This window comes from Collinsella aerofaciens (assembly GCF_005844325.1).
GTDB classification, from domain to species: domain Bacteria; phylum Actinomycetota; class Coriobacteriia; order Coriobacteriales; family Coriobacteriaceae; genus Collinsella; species Collinsella aerofaciens_G.
On record NZ_SPFY01000010.1, the window covers coordinates 1 to 25254 of the forward strand.

23 protein-coding genes, 2 tRNA genes and 1 riboswitch are annotated in these 25254 nt (G+C 60.3%); of the genes, 21 read left to right on the top strand and 4 right to left on the bottom strand.

The genetic code is table 11. From position 1 onward, the window contains the following. Positions 1-51 precede the first annotated feature (51 nt). Positions 52-291: an IS110 family transposase gene (locus FGQ61_RS04560; protein ID WP_171021510.1), complete on the bottom strand. Its 240-nt coding sequence runs from the start codon at positions 289-291 to the stop codon at positions 52-54. A gap of 525 nt (positions 292-816) precedes the next feature. Continuing rightward, positions 817-1009, top strand: a riboswitch (FMN riboswitch). Between the two features lie 5 nt (positions 1010-1014). On the opposite strand from FGQ61_RS04560, the gene FGQ61_RS04565 reads away from it, so the two are divergent. The 9 genes from FGQ61_RS04565 to FGQ61_RS04605 all read left to right on the top strand — a co-directional run bounded on the left by FGQ61_RS04565 (position 1015) and on the right by FGQ61_RS04605 (position 10401). After that, complete coding sequence (locus tag FGQ61_RS04565) at positions 1015-1605, top strand: ECF transporter S component (protein WP_138374726.1); 591 nt, start codon at positions 1015-1017, stop codon at positions 1603-1605. Further along, positions 1602-3506 (top strand): energy-coupling factor transporter ATPase, encoded by a 1905-nt coding sequence (locus FGQ61_RS04570; protein ID WP_138374727.1) that lies wholly within the window; start codon positions 1602-1604, stop codon positions 3504-3506. Before FGQ61_RS04565 ends, FGQ61_RS04570 begins: the two co-directional genes overlap by 4 nt. Then, positions 3506-4306 carry an energy-coupling factor transporter transmembrane component T family protein gene (locus FGQ61_RS04575; RefSeq protein WP_138374728.1) on the top strand — a complete coding sequence of 267 codons (801 nt, stop codon included), beginning with the start codon at positions 3506-3508 and terminating at the stop codon, positions 4304-4306. The genes FGQ61_RS04570 and FGQ61_RS04575 overlap by 1 nt, the downstream gene beginning before the upstream one ends. 30 nt (positions 4307-4336) lie before the next feature. Continuing rightward, on the top strand, positions 4337-4783 hold the full coding sequence (locus tag FGQ61_RS04580; RefSeq protein ID WP_138374729.1) for a pyridoxamine 5'-phosphate oxidase family protein: 447 nt from the start codon (positions 4337-4339) through the stop codon (positions 4781-4783). A 54-nt stretch (positions 4784-4837) separates the two neighbouring features. Then, positions 4838-5248: a pyridoxamine 5'-phosphate oxidase family protein gene (locus FGQ61_RS04585; protein ID WP_138374730.1), complete on the top strand. Its 411-nt coding sequence runs from the start codon at positions 4838-4840 to the stop codon at positions 5246-5248. A 267-nt stretch (positions 5249-5515) separates the two neighbouring features. Continuing rightward, positions 5516-6586, top strand: coding sequence for an N-acetyl-gamma-glutamyl-phosphate reductase (gene argC, locus FGQ61_RS04590; protein WP_138374731.1), 1071 nt, complete (start codon positions 5516-5518; stop codon positions 6584-6586). Positions 6587-6720: 134 nt separating this feature from the next. Then, positions 6721-7986 carry a bifunctional glutamate N-acetyltransferase/amino-acid acetyltransferase ArgJ gene (gene argJ / locus FGQ61_RS04595; protein ID WP_171021512.1) on the top strand — a complete coding sequence of 422 codons (1266 nt, stop codon included), beginning with the start codon at positions 6721-6723 and terminating at the stop codon, positions 7984-7986. Between the two features lie 81 nt (positions 7987-8067). After that, complete coding sequence (gene argB, locus FGQ61_RS04600) at positions 8068-9048, top strand: acetylglutamate kinase (protein WP_117765156.1); 981 nt, start codon at positions 8068-8070, stop codon at positions 9046-9048. A gap of 69 nt (positions 9049-9117) precedes the next feature. Beyond that, entirely contained in the window at positions 9118-10401 is a 1284-nt protein-coding gene (locus FGQ61_RS04605; protein WP_138374733.1) for an aspartate aminotransferase family protein, read from the top strand. A gap of 138 nt (positions 10402-10539) precedes the next feature. On the opposite strand, the gene FGQ61_RS04610 is transcribed toward FGQ61_RS04605, so the two are convergent. From FGQ61_RS04610 to FGQ61_RS04620, 3 genes are all read right to left on the bottom strand, one after another. Further along, positions 10540-10615 (bottom strand) — tRNA-Val (locus FGQ61_RS04610). A 57-nt stretch (positions 10616-10672) separates the two neighbouring features. Then, on the bottom strand, positions 10673-12550 hold the full coding sequence (gene asnB, locus FGQ61_RS04615) for an asparagine synthase (glutamine-hydrolyzing) (RefSeq protein ID WP_138374734.1): 1878 nt from the start codon (positions 12548-12550) through the stop codon (positions 10673-10675). A 190-nt stretch (positions 12551-12740) separates the two neighbouring features. Next, the gene (locus FGQ61_RS04620; RefSeq protein ID WP_138374735.1) at positions 12741-14789 is read right to left on the bottom strand and encodes an ABC transporter permease subunit; all 2049 of its coding nucleotides are present in this window, start codon (positions 14787-14789) and stop codon (positions 12741-12743) included. 317 nt (positions 14790-15106) lie between these two features. On the opposite strand from FGQ61_RS04620, the gene FGQ61_RS04625 reads away from it, so the two are divergent. The 12 genes from FGQ61_RS04625 (at position 15107) to lysS (ending at position 24951) form a co-directional block, all read left to right on the top strand. Continuing rightward, on the top strand, positions 15107-16591 hold the full coding sequence (locus FGQ61_RS04625; protein WP_229025912.1) for a Mur ligase family protein: 1485 nt from the start codon (positions 15107-15109) through the stop codon (positions 16589-16591). Positions 16592-16624: 33 nt separating this feature from the next. Further along, positions 16625-17536 (top strand): HAD family hydrolase, encoded by a 912-nt coding sequence (locus FGQ61_RS04630; protein WP_138374737.1) that lies wholly within the window; start codon positions 16625-16627, stop codon positions 17534-17536. Positions 17537-17589: 53 nt separating this feature from the next. Further along, positions 17590-18474, top strand: a complete 885-nt coding sequence (murI, locus tag FGQ61_RS04635; RefSeq protein ID WP_117778584.1) for a glutamate racemase — start codon at positions 17590-17592, stop codon at positions 18472-18474. A 55-nt stretch (positions 18475-18529) separates the two neighbouring features. Next, a complete protein-coding gene (gene rph / locus FGQ61_RS04640) occupies positions 18530-19255 on the top strand; it encodes a ribonuclease PH (protein ID WP_138374738.1) in 726 nt (241 codons plus the stop codon). Between the two features lie 143 nt (positions 19256-19398). Beyond that, positions 19399-20040 carry an RdgB/HAM1 family non-canonical purine NTP pyrophosphatase gene (rdgB, locus tag FGQ61_RS04645; protein ID WP_138374739.1) on the top strand — a complete coding sequence of 214 codons (642 nt, stop codon included), beginning with the start codon at positions 19399-19401 and terminating at the stop codon, positions 20038-20040. 3 nt (positions 20041-20043) lie between these two features. Further along, positions 20044-20490, top strand: coding sequence for a D-aminoacyl-tRNA deacylase (gene dtd, locus FGQ61_RS04650; protein ID WP_138374740.1), 447 nt, complete (start codon positions 20044-20046; stop codon positions 20488-20490). Positions 20491-20620: 130 nt separating this feature from the next. Beyond that, the gene (locus tag FGQ61_RS04655) at positions 20621-20917 is read left to right on the top strand and encodes a Veg family protein (RefSeq protein WP_006234957.1); all 297 of its coding nucleotides are present in this window, start codon (positions 20621-20623) and stop codon (positions 20915-20917) included. 2 nt (positions 20918-20919) lie between these two features. After that, the gene (gene ispE, locus FGQ61_RS04660; protein ID WP_138374741.1) at positions 20920-21816 is read left to right on the top strand and encodes a 4-(cytidine 5'-diphospho)-2-C-methyl-D-erythritol kinase; all 897 of its coding nucleotides are present in this window, start codon (positions 20920-20922) and stop codon (positions 21814-21816) included. Positions 21817-21865: 49 nt separating this feature from the next. Next, positions 21866-21942 (top strand) — tRNA-Pro (locus tag FGQ61_RS04665). Positions 21943-22054: 112 nt separating this feature from the next. After that, the gene (gene tatA / locus FGQ61_RS04670) at positions 22055-22330 is read left to right on the top strand and encodes a twin-arginine translocase TatA/TatE family subunit (protein ID WP_022094895.1); all 276 of its coding nucleotides are present in this window, start codon (positions 22055-22057) and stop codon (positions 22328-22330) included. A gap of 106 nt (positions 22331-22436) precedes the next feature. Further along, the gene (gene greA / locus FGQ61_RS04675) at positions 22437-22907 is read left to right on the top strand and encodes a transcription elongation factor GreA (RefSeq protein WP_006234960.1); all 471 of its coding nucleotides are present in this window, start codon (positions 22437-22439) and stop codon (positions 22905-22907) included. A gap of 79 nt (positions 22908-22986) precedes the next feature. After that, positions 22987-24951, top strand: a complete 1965-nt coding sequence (gene lysS / locus FGQ61_RS04680; protein ID WP_138374742.1) for a lysine--tRNA ligase — start codon at positions 22987-22989, stop codon at positions 24949-24951. Positions 24952-25254 lie beyond the last annotated feature (303 nt).

Genomic DNA, 25254 nt, shown 5'->3' on the forward strand with positions numbered 1-25254 from the left:
GGCGGAATCGGCTAAAGTGCGATGGCGAAATTGGTTGTTTTTACAGTAGCGCTAACACCTGGTGAGGCCCGCCCCGTAGGACGACGTCCCCTCCATCGCGATGCAGGCCGGCTCCCCGGCCGCCGCGATCGCCCCGGCGAGCGCCGCGTAGCCCGCCGCGTCGGCGGGGAACTGGCGGGACAGGACCTTGCGGCCCCTCCAGTCCAGGACGTACAGCCAGTGCGAGTCGGCGTGGGTGTCGACCCCGCAGAAGACCGGCCCGCGGGCGTCGGGTGTCGATTCGTTTTGCATGTCTCGCTCCGTTCTTTCCGTGCTCGCCTGGACCGGGCAGACGGCACACTGACGGGGCGCGATAGAATGCGGCTGTTCGGGTCCGCGGTATCGCTCCATGCTCCTATTAGGTCATGCGGCGGTCTCGGCTCGCCGCGGCCCGCGCGGGACATGTCAGGAAACGAGGGCAGCCCCATGGGCGCCAGCGGAATGTGGGGTCACCGCGCGGTCCGCATCTGATGGTGTCGACGTCAATGGTATACGGGTGCATCATCGACGTCTTCAATACAGAAGATATCAGTGCGGAAATGTTCCGGAGAGAAGCCCCGTCACGCCCCCGGATTCCCTGCGTTTACGGCCTTGAGGTCGGCGGGCGGAGAAGGACGTGGTTGATAGGGATACGTGTCCCCTTCGCTGTTTCGCGCTTTGCGCGAAAGGCGCGCTACTTTGGAATGGGTGGGGAACGTGGTTGTTGCGGCAACTGGTCCCAGCCATAAATTACCTTTGGCATACTTGCGCGAAAGCCTGCTGGTGCTACACTTGCAATTGCTGTTTCAGGGCGGGGTGAAATTCCCCACTGGCGGTAAATCGGGCGGTGTCAAAGGGACGCCGTGGCGCGGGCGAGATATCTGCGTCCGAGCTGATGAGTCCGCGACCCGTGTGTGCGTTGGTTCGCATGCCGGCTGAACTGGTGAGATCCCAGTACCAACGGTTAGAGTCCGGATGAAAGAGGCAGGTGATCTTATGTCTGAACAGTCGCAGCATATCCATTTTGAGAACACGAATAGGTGGAGCACCAAACAGCTCGTTACCATGGCGCTGATGTGCGCCTTGGGTGCCCTGTTTATGTACGTGCAGCTGCCCATCCTTCCTTCGGCGCCGTTTTTGACCTACGACCCGTCGCTGGTGCCGGCGATGGTGTGTGGGTTTGCATATGGCCCCGGTGCCGGTACCGCTGTTGCCGCTATGGCGATCGTTATCCATGCGCTTACCACGGGCGACTGGGTCGGCGCGCTTATGAACTTGGTTGCCACGATGGGCTATATTCTGCCCGCGGCTATCGTCTACCAGAAGATGCATACCTATAAGGGTGCCATGATTGGCCTGGTGCTCGGCGTCTTTGCCGCCACGGTGCTGTCTATGGTCGCAAACCTTACTATTGGCGTATGGTTCTGGTATGGCTCGGTCGATGTGATCGCCCCGCTCATGATTCCCGCCGTGCTGCCGTTCAACCTTATCAAGACCGTGCTTAACTCGGTATTGACGCTTGCGGTGTATAAGGCGGTCTCCAACCTCATCACGCCTAAAAAGGACCAGGTCAAAGGCCGCGCATGATTGAGTGTCGGGGCGTTTCCTTTTGCTATGACGGTGCTGCACTGGCGCTCGATGGCATCGATCTGAACATCGAGGAGGGGGAGTTTTTCTGCATCCTCGGCGGCAACGGGTCGGGCAAGTCGACGTTTGCCAAGCATTTGAACGCGCTGCTGCAGCCCGATGCGGGAACGGTGTGCGTCAACGGCTTGGACGCGTCCGATCCCGAGCTGGTCTACGACATTCGTTCGACCGCGGGCATGGTATTCCAGAATCCCGACGACCAGCTTGTGGCGACGCTTGTCGAAGATGACGTTGCGTTTGGTCCCGAAAACTTAGGGGTCGAATCGCCCCTGATCGCGCAGCGCGTGCGCGAGGCGCTGAAGGCCGTGGGCCTGGCGGGCTTTGAGCGCCACGAGACCCACGCGCTCTCGGGTGGACAAAAGCAGCGCGTGGCGCTTGCCGGCGTGCTCGCTATGGAGCCGCGCGTGCTCATTTTGGACGAGGCGTCCTCGATGCTCGATCCGCGCGGGCGCAAGGGCCTTATGAAGGCCTGTCACGCGCTGCACGAACGCGGCATGACCATCGTGATGATTACGCACTTTATGGAAGAGGCCGCTGAGGCCGATCGCGTTGCTGTCTTCCAAGCGGGCCGCGTTGCCATGCTCGGTACTCCCGATGAAATCTTGACGCAGGCGGACGAACTTGCACAGCTCAACTTGGATATGCCGGAGTCGTGCCGTTTGGGCATGGCACTTCGTGAGAAGGGTATGCCCATTTGCGCGAAGGTGCGCGAGGCGGATATGGTCGCCGATATAGCGCAGGCTTATGCCGAGCGGAGTAGGACAGGCATCGCCGGGCGGCCTTTCGCATCCGATCCTCGTATTCCCGACAACGTCTCCTCTGCAATCGATGGCGCAGACGCGCTGGAGCCCGTCATCGAGGTTTCGCACCTTTCGTATAGCTACTCGCTGAGCGCCCGCGAGCGTCGCCGTTGGCACAAGCGCTCAGCCGTCGAGGGCGCATCGAACAAACAGGCTCTCTGGGGCAACGACCCCAGCAGTCCGTGGGCACTGCGTGATGTATCGCTGACGGTGCGTCGTGGCGAGTTCCTGGGCCTTGCGGGCCATACCGGTTCGGGTAAGTCGACGCTGGTTCAGCATCTCAACGGTCTGATTCGTCCCCAGGAGGGTTCCGTTTACGCGTTGGGGCTCGACCTGGTAAATAAGAAAGATGCCGCCGCGGTTAAGGCAAAGGTCGGCGTGGTGTTTCAGTATCCAGAGCGTCAGCTGTTTGCCGAGACCGTGGCACAGGACGTGGCGTTTGGTCCGCATAACCTTGGCTTGTCGCAGGCCGAGGTTGCCCGCCGCGTTGAGTCGTCGCTCGCGCGCGTGGGCCTCGATCTGGCCACGGTGGGCGACAAGAGCCCCTTTGAGCTTTCGGGCGGGCAGCAGCGGCGCGTGGCGTTTGCCGGCGTGCTCGCCATGGAGCCCGAGGTCCTGGTGCTCGATGAGCCCATGGCGGGGCTCGATCCGGCGGCGCGCAGTGATTTCCTGGAGCTCATCGATCGACTTCACCATGGGGGCCTGACCGTCGTCATGGTCTCGCACAGTATGGATGACCTTGCCAATTGCTGCGACCGTATTGTCGTGATGAACGAGGGCACGGTGTTTGCCGAGGGTACGCCCGCTCAGGTTTTTGCGCATGCGGATGAGCTCAAGTCGATTGGCTTGGGTGTTCCCGCTGCCCAGCGCATGGCGCTGGCGCTTGCGAAGGCAGACGTGCCGCTGCGCTTTGACGGCCTCTATACGGTTGAGTCGCTGGCAGACGAGTTGGTGGACCTGCTTATCGGTCGCTCGGACGGTTCTTCTGACGTCTCGGACAAAGCCAAATCCGAAACGGTCGCGCGAGAGGAGGGCTGCTAATGGAGGCGTTTTCGTTTGGCAGCTACTATCCCGGCGATAGTGCAATCCACCGCCTGGACCCGCGAACCAAGTTGCTCTTGGGCTTTGTGTTTCTGATCACGACGCTCACGGTCAGCAGCTTCCGCGGACTGGTCCCGGTCGCAATCTTCGTTGTCCTGATCTATACCGTGTCCCGGGTGCCGGCTCGTCTCGTCCTGTCATCGATGGCGCCGCTGCTGGCGATTGTCGCGGTGGTCGCGGTGCTCAACCTGTTTTCCGACCAGAGCGGGCGCATTCTGTGGCAGCTCGGCTTTTTGCAGATAAGCGAGGGCTCGCTGCATTCCGCCGCCTTTATGGCGTGCCGCCTGACCTTGATGATGGCCGGTATGAGCGCTATCACGCTCACCACACCGACGCTCGACCTCACCGCGGGCTTTGAGCGCCTGCTCGCGCCGTTTGCGCGTGTGGGACTTCCTGCGCACGAGCTCGGCATGATCATGGGTATCGCGCTGCGCTTTATGCCGCAGTTTGCCACCGAGATGAAGCAGACGGCCGATGCGCAGGCGAGCCGCGGTGCGCGCGTGACGGGAGGCCCGCTCGGCGGCGTGCGTATGCTCGGCAGTGTGGCGATTCCGCTGTTCACGGGCGTGTTCCGTCATGCCGAAACGCTGTCTGCCGCCATGGATGCCCGTTGCTATCATGGCGAGCAGGGCCGCACACGTCTGCATGCGCTTGCATTTGGCCGCGGCGACGCGTTGGCGGCGGTGGTGACGGCGTTGCTGCTCATCTGCGTCATTGTCATCAATCTTCAACTTGTTTAGGCGCGATTCGAGCGCAGGAAAGGGGTCCCTATGACCGACAACGATCGCACGGCGCAGCTCGAGCGCGCCTGTTCGTATCTTAGGCGTATTCCGGCGTGGTATCTCGCCACGATCGACGTGACGGACGGACATCAGCCGCGCGTGAGGCCGTTCTCGTTTGCCATGGTCGATGATGGCAAGCTGTGGTTTTGCACCTCGCGCGATAAGGACGTGTGGGCCGAGCTCAGCGCGAACCCCAAGTTTGAGGTTTCGGGTTGGAAACCGGGGGAGTGTTGGATTGTGCTGACCGGCGAGGCCGCGCTCGAGGACGACGCGGTCGTGAGCGACCGGGTGCGCCAAGCCGGCTTTAAGCACATGGTGGGCATCGGCGAGAATCACGAGAGCGCCAACGACGGCCGCCTTGCGTTTTTCTCGGTGCGCAATATCGCCGTCCGCTTCTGTGATATCGACGGCAGCGAGGAGCGTCTGGAGCTCTAATTTCCCAAATTGACTTCCCATTCCAAAAAGACTGGTCAGGTGACAGGAGGAAACGTGGACGGATTGAATACGGTTTTGGAGTATCTGACGTCGGTGCCGGCGTGGTATTTGGCGACGAGCGTTGACGGACAGCCGCATGTGCGTCCGTTTTCGTTTGCGCAGATCCAGGACGGCAAGCTGTGGTTTGTAACGGCGCGCACCAAAGACGTGTGGCAAGAGTTGCTGCAAAATCAACGCTTTGAGGCCACGAGTTGGTGGCCGGGCCATGGCTGGCTCATCTTGCGCGGGCGTGCGGGTCTTGATGACCAGGCCGCTCCCGATATGCGCGAGGCAGGCTGGAAGCACCTGGAGCGCCTAGGCGAGCACTACGAGGGCGCAGGCGATCCCACGCTCGTCTTCTTTAGCGTGGAGGAACCCGAGGCCTTTATCTGCAACCATGACGAATGGGTGCCGGTCGAGCTCTAAACGAGTCTCTCAGCAAGCTTCGACAATTCAAATTCTCGCATGTAGCGGGCCCCACATTGCAACGTCACCGTAAGGTGCGCTGAGCAATATGGGGCCCGTATTCATTTGTCAATTCCTTCGAGTGAATGTGTCGGGACTGTTTCAATGCATGAATATGTAAAAGATTTGCGTATATATGCATCTTTTGGTGATAAAGTTTCAACCCACTTCATAACGACGGCTGCGAGATACGTATTGGTGCATAACTGTGCGGGCAAGGAGTCTGATATGTCTTTAAAGGTTGGAATCGTCGGTGCGGCTGGATATGCCGGCGCCGAGCTCATTCGCCTCGTGCTCGGTCATCCCGAGTTTGAACTTGTTGCCATTACGTCCAACGCCGATGTCGGCCGGCCGCTGTCTTCGGTCTATCCGAGCTTTGCCGGCGTGAGCGATCTGGTTTTTACCACGCACGACGCCCCCGAGCTCAAGAGCTGCGATGCGGTTTTTCTTGCCGTGCCGCACACGGCTGCCATGGCACAGGTGCCCGCGCTCCTTGCCGCAGGCGTTTCCTGCTTCGATTTGTCTGCCGACTACCGTCTGAGCGATCCGGCCGTGTTCGAGGCGTGGTATGCCGCCGCGCATACGAGCCCCGAGCTGCTCAAGACGCGTGCTTTCGGCCTCCCCGAGCTGTTCTGCCAGGACTTAGAGACCGCTGCTTCCAGCCATGCCGCTGGCAAGTCCGTGCTGGTCGCCTGCGCCGGTTGCTATCCCACCGCAACGAGCCTTGCCGCCGCGCCCGCCGTGCGCGCTGGCTGGGTTGCCCAGAGCGGCCCCGTGATCGTTGATGCCATCAGCGGTGTGACGGGTGCCGGCAAGTCCTGCAACGCTCGCACGCATTTTTGCAGCGCCGACGAGAACTTGGAGGCCTACGGCGTGGGCAAGCATCGCCACACGCCCGAGATTGAGCAAATCCTTGGCCTGACCGATCGCGTCGTCTTCACCCCGCATCTGGCACCGCTCAAGCGCGGCCTGCTCTCCACGGTGACGCTGCCGCTCACGCCGCAGGCCATCGACTCCCTGGCTCTTGAGGATGTCGTCGACTATTACAAGCAGTTCTACGCTGGACGCACCTTTGTGCGCGTGCTCGACGCCGGCCAGCAGCCCAAGACGGCTTCGGTCGTCGGAACCAACGCCGCCCAGATTGGCCTCGCGCTCAACAAGCGCGCGGGCGTTCTGGTGGCGACGGGCGCCATCGACAATCTGTGCAAGGGTGCAGCAGGCCAGGCGGTCCAGTGCGCCAACATCGTCTTTGGTTTTGACGAGCGACGAGGCTTGCCCACAGTGGCGTGCCCGGTGTAGCACATTCGATTGTTAACGATTTGGTAGTCGGGCATCGAGTGGGGCGCCACTCTTAAGCTGGTCTCATGATCACGACTGGCATGGCGCACCAACCGATGTCCGTTTTTTGTTTGACATAAGGAGTCATAAAGACGATGAATACCGAGCTGTTTGATATCAAGATTCGCGCCGTCGAGGGTGGCGTTACGGCAGCGGCCGGCTTTAAGGCCGCAGGCATCCATGCGGGATTCCGGAAGAATCCCGAGCGCTTGGACTATGCGCTCGTCGTGCCCGATAAACCCTGTCCCGGTGCCGGCGTGTTTACCACCAATCGCTTTTGCGCGGCGCCCGTGCAGGTGAGCCGTGCCAACCTGGGTGGTGCCGACAAGGGCTACGGAATCATCGCCGGCGTTTCGGTCAACTCTGGCAATGCCAACGCCGCCACGGGTGAGACCGGCCTTGCATGCGCGCGCGAGACGTGCAGCATCGCATCGCAGGTCATCGGCTGCGAGCCCCAGCAGATTCTGGTTGCCTCCACGGGTGTGATTGGCCAGATTCTGCCGATCGACACGTTTGAGACTGCCATTCCTGCTGCCTACGAGGCGCTCTCTGCCCACGGTGGCGCCGATGCCGCTCGCGCCATCATGACAACCGACACGCACTCCAAGGAGTATGCTGTGTGTTACCGCAGCGAGGCCGCGGGGCACGCAGGTAATGCCTATACGGTGGGCGGTATGTGCAAGGGCTCGGGCATGATCATGCCCAACATGGCCACCATGATCGCAGTCATCACTACCGATGCCCCCGTCGAGCCGGCGGCGCTTCACGCCCTGTTACTCTCCACCGTCAAGCAGACCTTCAACAAGGTAACGGTCGACTCCGACACCTCGACCAACGACACCTGCATCATGCTTGCTTCCGGCGCTGCCGCAGATGCCGAGCCTATTGTCGAGGGCTCTGACGCCTTCGACGAGCTGGCCTTTGCCGTGCATGAAGTGTGCGAGAGCCTGGCGCGCAACATCGCCGCAGATGGCGAGGGCGCATCCAAGCTCGTGACGGTTAACGTAACCGGCGCCGTAAACGACGAGGAGGCCGATATCGCCGCCCGTGCTGTCGCCAACTCGCCGCTCGTCAAGACCTGCATCGCCGGCCACGACTGCAACTGGGGCCGCGTTGCCATGGCGCTCGGCAAGTGCGGCGTGCAGTTTAACCAAGAAGATGTGTCCATCGACATGATGGGTATGCCCGTCTGTCGCGATGGCCTGACGGTCCCCTTCGATGAGGACGAAGCCCTGCGACGTTTTGAGGCGCCCGAGATTGTGATCTCGGCAGACCTGGGCGCCGGGGACGCGGCGACCACCGTGTGGACTTGCGACCTCACGCACGAGTACATCTCCATTAACGGCGACTACCGTTCCTAGACTCCCGATGTGCCGCGCGCCCCGCTGCAATAGCGGGCAACGAGGTACGGCGCGATAGCTACACGAAAGACGAGGCAGACTATGAAGTTCGCACGCGATTGTCGCTCGAGCGAATCCAACGAAGTTACCGCGCAGTTGCTGTTCGAGGCGCTGCCGTGGATTAAGAACCTGACCGGTAAGACGGTCGTTATCAAGTACGGCGGTGCCGCCATGGTCGACGAGCAACTGCGTCGTGACGTGATGAGCGACATCGTCCTGCTCAAGATTATTGGCATGCGCCCTGTTATCGTGCACGGTGGCGGCAAGGCCATCAACGAGGCTCTCAGCCACTACGACATCCCCGTCGAGTTTAAGAACGGCCAGCGCGTGACTACGCCTGCCACCATGGATATCGTGCGCGAGGTGCTGGGCGGCAAAGTCAACCAGGAGCTGGTCGCGGCGCTCAACCACCACGGCAACCTGGCCGTGGGCGTGTCCGGCAGCGACGCCGGTACCCTTATCGCCGAGCCACTCGATCCAGAGCTCGGACGCGTAGGCAAGGTCACGCACGTCAACACCGACTATATCGAGCGTTTGCTCGACAGTGAGTACATTCCCGTTATCGCCACGGTCGCGGCGGGGGAGGACGGTGGCTTCTTCAACATCAACGCCGATACCGCCGCCGGTGCCGTTGCGGCGGCGCTTCATGCGCATAAGGCGATTTTTTTGACCGATGTCGACGGTCTGTACAAGGACTTTAGCGACAAGGATTCGCTTATCTCCAACCTGACGCTCGACGAGGTCAATGAGATGCTCTACGGCGGCGAGGTCGACAAGGGCATGATCCCCAAGCTGCGCGCCGCCGTCGATGCGCTTACCGCCGGTGTGTTCCGCGCACACATCATCAACGGCACCACGCCGCATTCGCTGCTCTTGGAGCTGCTGACCGATGCCGGCGTCGGTACTGTGATCCACTCCACCGAGACGGCCTACGAGTTCGATACGCATCCGCACCCGCTTTCGACGTTTGCGGCGCGCCTGACCGAGAACCTCGACGAGGTCGAGAAGCTCCAGACGGTCTAGCTGACCCGCGGTCGTCGCGTCCCTGCACCCATAGCCCTGCGCCGTACGGCGCCCAACGAAAGGCATCCCATGTCACTTGCAACTCAACAATCGCTCGAATCCCATTACGTTATGCATACTTTTGGTCGTTCTCCGGTAGAGTTTGTCGAAGGCCACGGCATGAAGCTCATCGGTGACGATGGTCGTGAGTATCTCGACTTTCTCGCTGGTATTGGCGTGTGTAGCCTAGGCCACGGTAATCCTGCAGTGCTTTCGGCGCTCGAGGCTCAGACCAAAAAGCTTCTGCACGTGTCTAACTACTTCTACATCGAGCAGCGTGGACAGGTCGCGGCGCTGCTGTCCAAGCTTGCCAACGACGACGTAGATGGTGCGTGCGTTCTGGCCGATGCCATTGCCGCCGGCGATGAGACCACGGCCGCTGCGCTCGGTGCCCCGGCTGCGGACGAGCAGGTGTGGGAGACGTTCTTTGCCAACTCCGGCGCCGAAGCCAACGAGGGCTCGATGAAGCTCGCGCGCCTGTACGCCAAGCGTGCCGGTAACGGCGGCAACACCATCGTATGCATGCGCGGCGGCTTCCACGGTCGTACGCTCGAGACCATTGCCGCCACCATGCAGGATTGGCTACAGGACAGCTTCCGTCCGCTGCCGGGTGGCTTTGTGGCCTGCACGCCCAACGATGTCGACGAACTGCGCTCGATCTTTAAGCAGCTGGGAAGCGAGGTCTGCGCCGTCATGCTCGAGCCGATTCAGGGCGAGAGCGGTGTGCACCCCATGACTGAGGAGTTTATGGCGGCGGCGCGCGACTTGGCGCACGAGGTGGGCGCCGTTCTTATCGCCGACGAGGTCCAGTGTGGCATCTTCCGCTCCGGCAAGCCGTTTGCATTCCAGACCTATGGCGTGGAGCCCGACATTATGAGCCTTGCCAAGGGGATTGCCGATGGCGTGCCCATGGGTGCCGTGGTGGCAAAGAAGGAGATCGCCGATGTGTTTAAGCCGGGCGACCACGGCTCGACCTTTGGCGGTAGCTGCTTGGCCGTCGCGGCGTGCGCCGCGACGCTCTCCGCGCTTGTGCGCGGCGATTACGCTGAGCATGCCGCCAAGGTGGGTGCTTATATGGAGCAGGCGCTGGCCAAGCTTCCGCACGTGGTTGAGGTACGCGGTCGCGGCTTAATGCTCGGCTGCGATTTGGATGACGCTGCGGGCGATGCACATGATATTGTTGCCCGCGCGCTGGCCGCTGGCGCCGTGATTAACGCGACCGGAGCTCATACGCTGCGTTTCCTGCCGCCGCTTATCTGCGAGGAAGCCGACGTGGACAGCCTGATCGAGATTTTGTCGGACGTTTTGGCCTAACACAGCGCGCTTCGCTCCTCGCGTGCTGCGCTGGAAAACGCTTACGCGTTTCCTCAGCTCCGCACCCTTGCGGGTTCGAATCCCATGAAATGGGCCCAAACAAAAACGGTCCTCTTTCGAGGACCGTTTCCAATTCAGTGGTGGGCGATGAGGGATTCGAACCCCCAGCCTTGTGCGTGTAAAGCACCTGCGCTAACCGTTGCGCCAATCGCCCGCAGGGATTGAGTATAGCGGAAACCCCGTGCTGTTCACCGCTAATTCATAACGAAACTTACGCGGCGACTTCGGCGACTTCGGCGCCCTTGTCCTCGTCGATAAAGAAGCGCTTGTACCAGATGAGGAACGTCAGCGCGGTATAGATCTTGCGCTGGTTGAGCGCGCGGCCCTCAAAGTGATCGTCAAGCAGTTTCATGAGCGCATCGGTGTCAAAGAAATCAGCAGCCCACGGTGCGGTGAAGTATTCCTTTACGTAGTCGTAGTACTTTTGCTCGCGCAGCCAGAACTTGACCGGTACGGGGAAGCCCACCTTCTTGCGCGTTGCCCACTCGTCGGGCAGCGTGCGGTTGGCAGCGTGACGCAGAACGAGCTTGCAGCCTTCTTCGTTAACACGGTAGTTGGCAGGAATGTGCTCGGCAAACTCCATGACCTTCTTGTCCAGGAACGGGACGCGAAGCTCCAGAGAATGCGCCATGCACATCTTGTCTGCCTTGAGCAGGATATCGCCCGGTAGCCACATGTTCATATCCAGATACTGTTTCTTGGAAAGCTCGCAGCAGTTGGGAACCTGCTTGTAGTACTCGGCGCACATCTCGGCGGCGTTCTTGCCGGTGTCATAAGCGGGCTTGAGCACCTCGTCGACCTCGGAGGGATCGAACACCTTTGCCTGACCCACATACCAGCGCTCGGGAACCTCGGCGCATTTCGTCAGGAAGTTGTGGCCCTTAAAGTAGGGGAGATGCTGAACGAGCGAGCCCAGGGCGCGACGTACGCCGAGCGGCACGCGCTTCTTAAAGGAGCGCATCTCGGGGGTGTCCTCGTACCACTCGTAGCCGGCAAACAGCTCGTCGGCGCCCTCGCCCGAAAGGACGACGGTGACCTCCTCGGAAGCCATCTGCGCCAGATAGTACAGCGGCACGCTGGACAGGTTCGATTGCGGCTCGTCCATGTGATACTGGATATCGGGCAGTGCATCGAAGAACTCGTCGGCGGTAATCATCTTGCGCACGTTCTTGATGCCCAGCTTGTCGGAAAGCTCAGCAGCGTAGTTGGTCTCGTTGAAGTTCTTGTAATCAAAGCCGACAGAATACGTGGTGTCGGGCATAAGACAGGCGGCAATGTAGCTGGAGTCCACGCCGCCAGAAAGAAACGAGCCCACCTTAACATCGGCAATTCGGTGTGCAGCGACGCTTTCGTGCACGACCTTGTCGCACTCGTCCACGTACTCCTCGAAGGTCTTGGAGTTGTCGTCGGTGAAGTCACAGCTCCAGTAACGCTTGATGTCCATGGTGTTGGTCGTCAGGTCATACGTAAAGCAATGCGCCGGAGCAAGCTTGAACACGCCCTTAAAGAAGGTCTCCTCCGTGGCGGGGAATTGCAGCGTCAGGTAGGGGCGCAGCGCGTCGTGGTTGACGGCCTTCTCAAACTTGGGATGGTCCAGGAAGCTCTTGATCTCGGAGCCAAACAGCAGCGAGCCATCGGATGCCTGGTAGTAATAGAACGGCTTGATACCAAAGATGTCACGAGCGCCAAAGAGTTTGTTCTTGTTCTGGTCGTGAATCACGAACGCGTACATGCCGCGCAGGCGGTTGACCAGGTCCTCGCCCCACTCCTCGTAACCGTGTACCAGGACCTCGGTATCAGCGTTGCAGTGGAAGGCGTAGCCGGCTGCCTCCAGCTCGGCGCGAAGCTCCTGGAAATTGTAGATCTCTCCGTTGAAGACAATCGTGACCTTGCCGTCGTCGCTCGACATGGGCTGAGCTCCAGCTTCGGAAAGATCAAGAATCGAAAGACGACGGAAGCCAAGGGCAACGTTGTTGACGATATGCTGGCCGCCCATATCGGGACCACGGTGGATGATGCGATTCATCATAGCCGTGAGAACCAGCTCACTCTGTTCATCTGTACCGGTAAAACCGACAAAACCGCACATGCAAGATCCTTTCTGCTGACGGCTCAGGTGTACTGCCGCAAGGATTGTGGCAGCTGATGTCAAATAATCTTTACTATCATGCCAATCTTTTGTTTCGTGATAGGGCATAAGCGCCGAGCGAACCGAAAAAACCACGCCCGATCTTCAGACGAAGCGTCGGGCCGTGGTTGCGAATGCTATGTATGAGCGGTTAACGCTTGCTGCGCTCGGCGAGACGGTGCTCCACCTTGGTGACGATGTGGATGAGCGGAATCGTCACGACCAGATAGTAAAGTGCGGCGCAAATGTAGGGCGTAATGTTGCCCGTGGTGGCCGTGAGGTTTTTGGAGAACAGCATGAGCTCCATGACGCCAACGCTCGAAAGCAGTGACGTGTCCTTGTACAGCATAACGAACTCGCTGGTCATAGTCGGTATAACGTAACGTACGGCTTGCGGGATCACGATGCGCGACATAACTTGGGACCAAGTCATGCCAAGCGAGTAGGCAGCTTCCGCTTGACCATGCGGTACGCTCTCGATGCCGGCGCGGAAAATCTCGGCAAGATAGGCCGAGCAGTTGATGGCTAGGACGCCAACGCCGAGCGGCAGATTGGGCACGTTGAGACCGATCATAGGGAACCCAAAGAACGCAATGCAGATCTGCAGGAAGAGCGGGGTTCCGCGCAGGACGTTGATGTATGTTACGGCGATGCCGCGCAGCATACGACTATGACTGATTTTCATAAAGGCAAACAGCAAGCCGATGGGGATGGCGAGCGGAAAACCGATAGCGGTCACGGCAAGTGCTATGCCCCAGCCCTTAAAGAGCGAGACGATTGAGGTGACGATAATCTGCGGCTTGCAGAACATGCCCAAAAACGGGTTGGAGTTCCACGCGGCAACCCAAGGCTGGGCATCGAGCCAGGCGACGATTTCTTGCACCATGGTGCTCTCCGAGACGCTGATGGTGGGGCTCTCGGGAAGATCTCGCTTGTCGCCGACGGCGACATAGCTGCCGGTGACGGCATAGGCACCCGCGTTGCTCGGGAATACGACGTCGGGGACGACAACGCGAATCTGTGAGCCGGCGGCGACGGGATCGGCGAACTTAATGACGAGCTTTGAGCCGTCCAGCGAGCACGATGCCTTGACACCCGTCTGGTTCAGCCCGTCGAGCAGCGTGACCTTAACATCGGTGCTTTCAAATGACCCGCCCTCGGGCAACTCAAGCTCAATTTGCGAAACGTCGCCCTCGTCGCTACCCGTTGTCGCTTCCCAGGTCAGGCGGGTTGCGATGCCGCCGAGCACGCCGTTGCCGCCGTCTTCGTTTGACTTGGCGGTCGCCGAGGTGACGGCGAGTGAAGTGCCCGTCGCGTCGTCTGAGCTCGAGGCATCCTCGTTATCGGACCCGCTCGTGGGTGCCATGCCAAACCACTTCTCGTACAGTTTGTCATAGGCGCCGGAGCTCTTGATCTTGGCGAGGGCATCGTTGATGGCCTGTGTCAGCTCGGGGTTGTCTTTAGAGACGGCAATGCCAAACTGCTCGCCCGTCGGAACCTCTTTGATGATCTCCATACCGGTAAAGGAGTTCGAAACCATCCACTGCTCAACGGGCAGATCGCATACGACCGCCTGGCACTGACCACTCATGACGGCGGTGAAGGCTGCCGTCCAGTCGTCAAAGTTGACGGTGGTTGCCTGCGGCAGGTTTTCGATTGCCCACTCCTCGGACGTGGTACCCGACTGCACGGCAATTTTGACGCCCGGTGCGTTGAGGCTATCGACCGTGTCGTATCCAGTGTTCTTTGCAACTGCGACGCCCTGGTTGGAGTCGATATAGGGATCGGTGAAGTCGACCTCTTCCTTGCGCTCGTCGGTAATCGTGATGTTACATGCGCCGACATCGGTCTTTACACCCTGCTTGACCATGGGGATAATGCCGTCGAACTTTTGCGCCGGCAAGTAGTTGAGCTCCAGACCGAGTTCGTCTGCGATCATGCCCATGAGTTCATAGGTAAAGCCCTGGTCTTCGCCGGAATCGTTGACGTATTCAAACGGGGGCGTGGCCAAGTCACTTGCGACGGTGAGCTTGCCATTCTCGACGAGTGTGTAGGTGCTCGAGGCGTTCTGGGAGGACGAACAGCCGCTCGCGCCGATGATGGTGGCAAGGGCCACAATGACCGTCGCGAAGGCGCAGACGATGTGCCGGGTCAACTGGACACGTGTCGAGTGGTGGCGACGTTCGAAGTGTCGTTTCATCTGGAATCCTTTGCTTTGGCATGATGGGTCGGCATTGCGGGTCAATGAGGCACATCAAGACATTTGGATAAAGAATAGCACCCAGATTTCCTTGTTTTTACGCGGGGCGAACACTGTTGTCATTTATTAATCCACGGCACAGTCCATGCAATTTTTTAGAAGGCTGCAGTGCGCGCAAGGTCAGGTGGCATATTAGGATGGTTGATAATACAGAATGTTTCATCGTTTCTGCCGCGGGACGTCTTTTGCCCTTTAAGGCTGAATTTAGCGAGAGAGGTCTTTGTATGTCGAGTCCGACACAAGAGAAGCTAACTCTGATGCGCTATATAGAGTTGCTCGAGGAAGATGACCTTGTTGTTTCCAGACCGAGCGCTTCGTGCGACCAGCGCATTGAGTTTGCGACTGATGACTCGCGCCAGGTGCGTCCGGGCACGTTGTTCGTCTGCAAGGGCCGTGCGTTTAAGCGCGAGTACCTGCTTTCGGCAATCGCCGATGGCGCCGTGGCCTACGTTTCCGAGGTCGATTACGATGTTGATCTTCCCGCGGTGATTGTGAGTGATATTCGTCGCACGCTCGCCGTGGTGGCAGATGCCTTTTATGGGCACCCGTCGGGTAAGGTGAAGGTCTGCGCCTTTACAGGCACCAAGGGCAAGTCGACCTGCAGCTTTTATCTGCGCGGCATTCTCGCCAACGAGGCCAAGCTTACGGGCTGTCATCGGCCCGCTCTTAATACGGGCATTGAGTTCGACGACGGCATCGAGGCAGGCCCTTCCAAACTGACAACCCCCGAATCCTTCCTGCTGCAGTCTCGCATTGCGCATGCTGCGGAGGCGGGTGCCCCGTGGCTGGTTATGGAGGCATCGAGCCAGGGCCTCAAATACGAGCGCACGGGCAAGATCGCCTTTGAAGTCGGCGCCTTTACCAATATCGGCGAGGATCACATCTCGCCGATTGAGCATCCGACGCTCGAGGATTACTTTGCCAGCAAGCTCAAAATCTTCTCGCAGAGCCGTTTTGCCGTGGTCAATCTCGATATGGATAAGGTCGATCGTGTGCTCGAGGCGGCATCTCGTTGCGAACGTGCGGTGACGTTCTCCCTGACCGACGAGCGTGCCGACGTGCTTGCGCTGGCGATTCGTAATGACGACTGCGGCGTGGTGGCAACGGTGCGCACGCCCCGCTTTACGCGCGACATTGTGATTCCCACGCCGGTTAAGTTCAATGTCTCCAATGCGCTTGCCGCTATTGCCTGCGCCGAGGCCCTGGGCATTTCCGAAGAGGGTATCGTCTACGGCTTTGAGGGCGTCTTCGTTCCCGGCCGCATGGAGCTCTATCCGTCCGTATCGGGCAAAATCCTGGGAATCGTCGATTTTGCACATAACGGCATGAGCCTCGAGACGCTCCTGCGTGACTTGCGCGAGAACTATCCCGAGCGTGAGCTGGCGGTTGTATTTGGCGCTACGGGCGGTAAGGGTGTCGATCGGCGCACCACAATGGGTATCGCCGCTGGCAAGTATGCCGACCGAATCGTGATTACCGAGGATGACCCCGGCCCCGAGGATGTCGAGGATATTTGCGCTGAGATCGCGCGCAACGTTCAAGCGCAGGGAAATGATAACTGGCAAATCGTGACTGATCGCGTTGCCGCTATCGAGACTGCCGTGCGCGAAACCGTCCGTCCTGCCGTGGTCATCGTGACCGGTAAGGGCGAGGAAGAGCGTATGCTGTGCAAGAACGGACCCGAGCCTTGTGAGCGCGACGGTTCGATTCTCAAGCGCACCCTTGCGGCGTACGACGCCTAAGACCAGAAGCCCCTTCTACGTAATGGAGTGACCATGTCCCACAATACCCTGCCGACCGTCGCTGAGCTTTCGGGCGAGATGCGCGAGCGTCTTGCCAAGGTTAAGTACGTCTTTACCGACCTGGACGCCACGATGCTCGCACCCGGCTCGTGCGTGCTGCGCGACAACGACGGCAACCCCTCGACCAAGCTCGTCGAGGCTGTCGTGGCACTTGCCCGCGCCGGCATCCAGGTGGTTCCCACCTCGGGCCGCAACCGTACCATGATCCACGAGGATGCGCGCGTGCTCGGCCTCAACTCCTACATCGGCGAGATGGGTGGTCTGGTCATGTACGACCTCAAGGCCAACGATTGGGAGTACCTGACCGGCGATATGCCCTACGACCCCGCCTGCGGCCTCACGCCGCATCAGGTGATCGAGCAAACCGGCGTGTGCGAGAAGATTCTCGCCCGCTGGCCGCATAAGATCGAGTACCACAACGACATGTCGACTGGCTACAAGTACCGCGAGGTCACCGTCGGCATGCGCGGTGATGTGCCCGACGACGAGGTCCAGGCCATTCTTGACGAGGCCGGCTGCGGCCTGGTCTGGGCCTGCAACGGTCACCTGACCCATCTGTCCAAACCGACGACGCTCGAGCTCGAACGCGTCGAGGATGGCCGCGCGTTTAACATCAATCCCGCCGGTCTCAACAAGGGCGTCGCTATCGCACGTTTCTGCGAGCACCTTGGTATCGAGCGCGAGGAGACGCTGGCGCTCGGCGATTCCGAGTCCGACTTCTACATGGCTGACCACGTGGGCACGTTCTGTCTGGTCGAGAACGGTTTGACCAGCGCCGGCGCGCCCGAGTTCCTGGATGCTTGCGATAACGCCTACGTCACGCGCGGCAAGATTGTCGACGGCTGGGCGGCAACGGCAGAGCTGCTCGTCGCGGCTCGTTCGTAGTGCGGTCCTATCGCGCTGAGCCATATCTTTTCGAGAGAGAATCTGGTGAGGTCATGTCCGATATTGAGAATCTGGCTGGCGACACACGCCCCATTGGCGTATTCGACTCGGGTCTAGGCGGTCTGACGGTTGCGCGCGCGATTGCGACGGCGTTGCCGCACGAGTCCGTCTACTACTTCGGCGACACCAAGCGCTGCCCCTACGGCACCCGCACCGAGGACGAGGTGCGCTCGTTTGCGCTGCAGGCGGGCCGTTGGCTGTCGAAGCACGACGTCAAGATCATGGTCATCGCCTGCAATACGGCGACCGCTGCGGCCTTGCGTTTGGCCCAGCAGGTGCTCGACGTCCCCGTCATCGGTGTGATTGCACCGGGCGCACGCGCGGCAATCAACAGCACCCGCACGCGCCGGGTGGGCGTGCTCGCCACCAACCTCACCATTCGCTCAGGCGCTTACACGCGTGCCATTCAGGACCTGGATGCCGGCGTCGACGTATACGGCTGCCCTGCCTCGAGCTTTGTCGAGGTCGTTGAGCACGAGCTCGCCTCGGGCGCACATCTGCAAGAGCAGTGGCTCGAGAACGAGGACATCTTTGATACGCCTGCCGTACGCGCGCTGGTCGGTGCCACGGTTGAACCGCTGCGCGACCACGGCATCGATACCGTGGTGCTCGGCTGCACGCATTTTCCGCTGCTCGTGGGGCCTATTCGCCATGCGCTGGGTCCCGGAGTGCGCGTGGTGAGCTCCGCCGAGGAGACCACGCGTGAGTTGACCGATATTCTCACGCGCCGCGAGCAGCTGGCGGGCGACGCAGCCGAGCCGCAGCATCGTTTTGCAACGACGGCCGATAACATTGCCGAGTTTGCGGTGGCGGGCAGTTTTATCTTTGGCCAGCCGCTCAAGAGCATTGAGCATATCGATATCGACGAACTGAAATAGATAAAAGGTCACCGACCAAAGGCTCACTTTCACCTTTTGCCGAAAGGATTTTTCTATGGAGTATATGCAGGTCAATCGCGCCAACGGCCGCGCCGCCGATGAGCTGCGCCCCATCAAGCTTACTCGCGGTGTCATGAAGCACGCCCACGGTTCGTGCCTGGCCGAGTTTGGCGATACGCGCGTGCTGTGCGCTGCCACCATCGAGGAGGGCGTGCCGGGCTGGCGCAAGGGCGCCAAGGCCGGTTGGGTAACGGCGGAGTACGCCATGCTGCCGGCATCGACCGGCAAGCGCTGCAAGCGCGAGCACGCCAACCGCAAGGGTCGCTCCATGGAGATTGAGCGCCTCATCGGCCGTAGCCTGCGCACCGTCGTCAACATGAAGGCGCTTGGAGAGTACACCGTCACCGTCGACTGTGACGTGATTCAGGCAGACGGCGGCACGCGTACGGCGAGCATTACCGGCGCCTGGGTGGCGCTGCACGATGCCCTTGCCATGTGGGTCGAGGCGGGTAAGCTCGAGCGCATTCCGCTCACGGGCCAGGTCGCCGCGATTTCCATGGGCGTTGTCGACGGCAACACCCTGCTCGACCTGGATTATTCCGAGGACAGTCACGCCGAGGTCGACATGAACCTTGTCGCCACCGATACCGGTGAGATGATCGAGCTTCAGGGCACTGGCGAGCAGGCGCCCTTCGACCGCAAGCGCCTCAATTCCCTGCTCGATTTGGGCGACAAGGGCATTGCCGAGCTCATCGAGCTCCAGCGCCAAGCTCTCGCCTAGCCTGCCAAAAAGGGACAGGTTTATTTTGGCAGGTTTTATCTGCGGAAACGCCGAAGTATAAGACTGCCGCTGATTAAGAGGAGGAGAGGCCGAGACCTCGTCGTCCTCAACACGGCATTGCTATACGGACAAGGAGACCACTCATGGCACTTGAGAAGATCGACATCGACACCCTCGACCCGGCGGCGACCATCGTCGTGGCAACGGGCAACGCCCATAAGCTCACCGAGATCGAGGCCATTTTGGGCAAGGTTATGCCCGAGGTTCGCTTTGTGGCGCTCGGCCAGCTGGGCGATTTTGAGGACCCCGAGGAAAACGGCACGACGTTTTTGGAGAACGCCATCATCAAGGCCCAGGCTGCGGTGGAGGAGACGGGCCTTATGGCCATTGCCGACGATTCGGGCCTGGTCGTCGACGCGCTGGACGGTGAGCCCGGTGTGTATAGCGCGCGCTACGCGGGCGTTCACGGCGACGATGCCGCCAACAATGCCAAACTGCTCGTGAATCTGGAGGGCGTGGCCGACGAGGACCGCACCGCGCGCTTTATGAGCGTCGTCGCGTTCATCGACACGGACGGTTTGGTCACCTATGGTGAGGGCACCTGCGAGGGCGTTATCGCACACGAGGGCCGCGGCGATCACGGCTTTGGCTACGACCCGCTGTTCCTGCCGGTCGACACGCCGGGCAAGACCATGGCCGAGCTGACGGCGGACGAGAAGAACGCCATCAGCCATCGATTCCATGCGCTCGAGCACCTATCCGCCAAACTGACGGGCGAGGAGTAGGCCGTGCGTGCGGTGGTGCAGCGCGTGCTCAACGCCGGCGTGACGGTAGACGGCGAGTGCGTGGGCAAAATTGGGCGCGGCTATCTGGTGCTACTGGGCGTGGGCCACGGCGACACGCGCGCCGAGGCCGATAAGCTGTGGGGCAAGCTCCGGGGCTTGCGCATTAACGAGGACGAGAACGGCAAGACCAACCTGGCACTTGCCGATGTCGACGGCGAGGTTCTCGTGGTGTCGCAGTTCACGCTGTTTGCCGATTGCCGTCACGGCCGCCGCCCATCGTTTACGGATGCCGGCGCCCCCGATGTCGCCAACGAGCTCTACGAGTACTTCCTGACGCTTGTGCGCGAGGACGTCGAGCACGTAGCGCATGGCATCTTCGGTGCCGACATGAAGGTCGACCTCGTCAACGACGGCCCATTCACCATCGTCTTGGACACCGATAGTCTGTAAGTAGTCAATTTGGGACCGGGCTTTTTTAGCTACTTGCGTATGGCCACAACAGAGTGCTATAGTATTAGAGTTTTGTCTATCTTAGGGGTATTATCCCCTTTTTGAATTGCACCTTCTGGAGGCCCTGTTCATGGAAGAGATGGAAGTCAATCACGTCGACGACATCCACGAGAAGCTGACCGATATGGTGGGCGATCGCGTTAAGGTGAAGGCCAACATGGGCCGCACCCGCGTCGTCGAGCGCATGGGCACCATCAAGAGCGTCCATCCGGCAGTCTTTATCGTCGAGGTCGACGAGCGCCGTGGCCGCAAGTCGCGTCAGTCCTACCAGTATATCGATGTCCTCACCGGTCAGGTCGAGCTGTTCGACCCCGAGAGCGGCGAGCACATCTTTACCCCGCTCGGCAATCAGCTCGAGGAGCATTAACGGTGACCGATCGGTCCCTGACTCTTTCCGCGCCGGCAAAGATTAACCTCTACCTGGGGGTTCATACCGAGCGCGATGACCGCGGCTACCACAGGGTCGATTCCCTGATGGCAGCCGTCGGTCTTTCCGATACCGTGACGGTCACGCCGGCGCAGGCGCTGACCGTCCAGACGGTTCCAGCATCAGATTTTCCCATGCAAAAGAATACGGCGTATCGGGCTGCGGTTGCTATGGCCGAGCATTATGGTCGCGAGGCAAACATCTGCGTGACGATTGAGAAGCGCATTCCATTGTGCGCCGGCTTGGGCGGCCCCTCGACGGATGCGGCCGCGGTCATTGTCGCCTTGGCGGAGCTCTGGGGCATTGATCGCACCGACCCAGCGCTCGACGATATTGCGCGAGGCATTGGTGCCGACGTCCCGTTCTTTTTGCACGTGAGCCCTGCGTTCTACGTAGGTGGGGGAGACGTGCTGGCAACTGAGTACCCCGCGCTGCCCGCGACGCCCGTCGTGCTGGTCAAGCCGCGCGAGGCAAGTGTTTCGACAATTGAAGCCTATCGACGTTTTGACGAGGCCCCGGTGCCTGCGGACAAGCTCGGCGCGATAGCTTCTGCCTTGCGTGCTGGTGATGCCGAGACGGCATATGCGCTCATCCATAACAACCTGGGTATCATTTCCGCACAGATGGAGCCGCAGATTCAAACGGTTCTCGATTGGCTGCGTAAACAGGACGGCACCGTTGCTGTAGATGTGTGCGGATCGGGTGCCTGCTCGTTTGCCATTTGCGACACCGCCGCCACGGCCGAAAGGCTTGCCGACGCTGTCCAGCAAAATGGCTGGTGGGCCTGCGCGACTGAGCTCATTCCCAACACGGTTCAAATCGACGCGCCAAAGAAATAAAAATTTCTCTAGCACGCGGCGAAAATCTTTGTTACTATAGTCGAGCTAACGGGTTGTGGCTCAGTTTGGTAGAGCACTGCGTTCGGGACGCAGGGGTCGCTGGTTCAAATCCAGTCAACCCGACCAGAGCATGAGGAGGGACCGCTTCTTGCGGTCCCTTTTTTTAGCTAGTGTTGTGATACCGCGATACCCGCGGTATACTCATTCGAGCTTGTCTCGCTGTATTGTGGAGGTCTACATGTTTGGACTGAGGGCTCCTGAGCTCATCATTATTCTCGTCGTTGTCCTGATTATCTTCGGGCCCAAGAACCTGCCGAAGCTCGGCAAGTCCCTCGGCTCTACCGTCAAGAATATCCGCGAGGGTATGGAGGGCGACGATAAGGCCGAGACCAAGCAGGCCGAGGAGGTCGTGGTCGAGCAGTCCGAGGAGGACAAGGAGATCGCTGAGCTCGAGGCCAAGCTCGCTGCTGCCAAGAAGAAGCAGGCAGAGGACAGCGACGCGGACGCAGAGTAGTCCCATCCCTTTGGGGTGAGCACCTGACCGGCTTGCCCGCAGGCTAGCCGGTCTTTTTCGTTTTGTTGACAGTTGATTGTTTGATCAGAGTTGGGGAGATATCCGTATGGACGCAAGCCAGATCGTACTGACCGCTGAGGGCCGCCAGAAGCTCGTCGAGGAGCTCGCTTGGCGTGAGGGCGATTACGCCAAGGAGATCGTCGAGGACATCAAGGAAGCCCGCGCGTTCGGCGACCTTTCGGAGAACTCCGAGTACGACGCCGCTAAGGACAAGCAGGCCCAGAACGCCGCTCGTATTGCCGAGATCCAGGCCATCCTCGCCAACGCTCAGGTTGCTGCCACCACGGGCGACCTGACCGTCTCCATCGGTTCCACCGTTTCGCTGATTGATCCCAACGGCGAGGTCATGGAAGTCACGCTCGTCGGTACCACCGAGACCAACTCGCTCGAGCACAAGATTTCCAACGAGTCTCCGGTCGGTCACGCCATCATTGGTCACGGCGAGGGCGACTCCGTCGAGGTCGTTACGCCTTCCGGCAAGACTCGCGTCTACACCATCGCCAAGATCGCACGCTAGACCACGGTCCCGCGTAAAGGTATGTTTTCGCTCCCTGGGACCGAATCCTAGGGAGCGATTTAGTTTGAGGAGCTAACTTATGGCAGAGAACCAGAACGCCGCCGATCAGGCATCGACGCTCAACGACGAGCGCGCCACCCGTCTGGCCAAGCGCGCCGCCCTGTTCGAGGCGGGCCAGAACCCCTATCCTGAGCACTCTGAGCTTGAGGACTACGTCGCCGATATCGAGGCTAAGTACGCCGAGCTTGCCGATGGCGAGGACACCGAGGACGTCGTGAAGATCGCTGGCCGTGTGGTCGCCAAGCGCGGTCAGGGCAAGATCATGTTCATCGTCGTGCGCGATGCGACTGCCGAGATTCAGCTGTTCTGCCGCATCAACGACATGGACGAGGCTGCCTGGAGTACGCTCAAGGCCCTCGACCTGGGCGACATCCTGGGCGTGACCGGCGTGGTCGTGCGCACCCAGCGTGGCCAGCTTTCCGTTGCCCCTAAGAGCGCGACCCTGCTTGCCAAGGCCGTTCGTCCGCTGCCCGAGAAGTTCCACGGTCTTTCCGATAAGGAGACCCGCTATCGCCAGCGCTATGTCGACCTGATCGCCAACGACGACGTTCGCGAGACCTTCCGTAAGCGTTCGCAGATTCTCTCCACCTTCCGTCGCTTTATGGAGTCCGACGGCTACATGGAGGTCGAGACCCCCATCCTGCAGACCATCCAGGGCGGCGCTACTGCCAAGCCGTTCATCACTCACTTCAACGCGCTCGATCAGGAGTGCTACCTGCGTATTGCCACCGAGCTGCACCTCAAGCGCTGCATCGTCGGTGGTTTTGAGCGCGTGTTCGAGATCGGCCGCATCTTCCGTAACGAGGGCATGGACCTTACCCACAACCCCGAGTTCACCACGATGGAGGCCTACCGTGCCTTCTCCGACCTCGAGGGCATGAAGGCGCTCGCCCAGGGTGTCATTAAGGCAGCTAACAAGGCCATCGGCAACCCCGAGGTCATCGAGTATCAGGGCCAGACCATCGACCTTTCTGGTGAGTGGGCCAGCCGTCCCATGACCGACATCGTCTCCGACGTGCTCGGCAAGCAGGTCACCATCGACACGCCGGTTGAGGAGCTTGCTGCCGCCGCACGCGAGAAGGGCCTGGAGATCAAGCCCGAGTGGACCGCCGGCAAGATCATCGCCGAGATCTATGACGAGCTGGGCGAGGACACCATCGTCAACCCCACCTTCGTGTGCGATTACCCCATCGAGGTTAGCCCGCTTGCCAAGCGCTTTGAGGATGACCCGCGCCTGACCCACCGTTTTGAGCTGGTTATTGCCGGCCACGAGTACGCCAACGCATTTTCCGAGCTCAACGACCCGGTCGACCAGGCCGAGCGCTTTGCCGCCCAGATGGCCGAGAAGGCCGGCGGTGACGACGAGGCCATGGAGTACGACGAGGACTACGTGCGCGCCCTCGAGTACGGTATGCCTCCCGCGGGCGGCATCGGCATCGGTATCGACCGCGTGGTCATGCTGCTCACCAACCAGGCTTCTATCCGCGACGTGCTGCTGTTCCCGCACATGAAGCCCGAGAAGGGTTTCCAGTCCGGTGCCGCTGCCGCCAAGGCTGCCGAGGCCGGCAACGCCGCGAGCCCGTTCGTTAAGTCGCTTAAGCCCACGCTCGATTACTCCAAGATCGCCGTTGAGCCGCTGTTTGAGGAGTTCGTCGACTTTGATACCTTCTCCAAGAGCGACTTCCGCGCTGTGAAGGTCAAGGCATGCGAGGCCGTCAAGAAGTCCAAGAAGCTGCTGAACTTTACGCTCGACGACGGCACCGACACCGACCGCACCATCCTCTCCGGTATTCACGCTTATTACGAGCCCGAGGACCTGGTTGGCAAGACCTTGCTCGCCATCACCAACCTGCCTCCGCGCAAGATGATGGGTATTCCCAGCTGCGGCATGCTGATCAGCGCTGTCCACGAGGAGGAGGGCGAGGAGCGCCTCAACCTGATCCAGCTCGACGCCTCCATTCCCGCCGGCGCAAAGATGTACTAATTGGTTCCGCCGTTCTACCGAACGGCGGACCAGCCGACGCTGCGCGACGCCCAGGGCGACAATTTGTCATTCAAAAGGCAAGGCATGACCAGAAGGTCTATGCCTTGCCTTTTTCATGCCAACTTGTTCGCCCTGGACGTCGCTCGCTGTCCGTCCTCTATCTGCGGCGTTGACTTGGTTGACACTTAGAACATCGATGTAGTCATTGGGGGCGTTCTCAAACGACTACCCAACGGCTATTGCGCACATGGCTCGCATGACAGCCGTCCTTTTATGTTTCCTTTAGCCGTTGCTGCCTAGGAT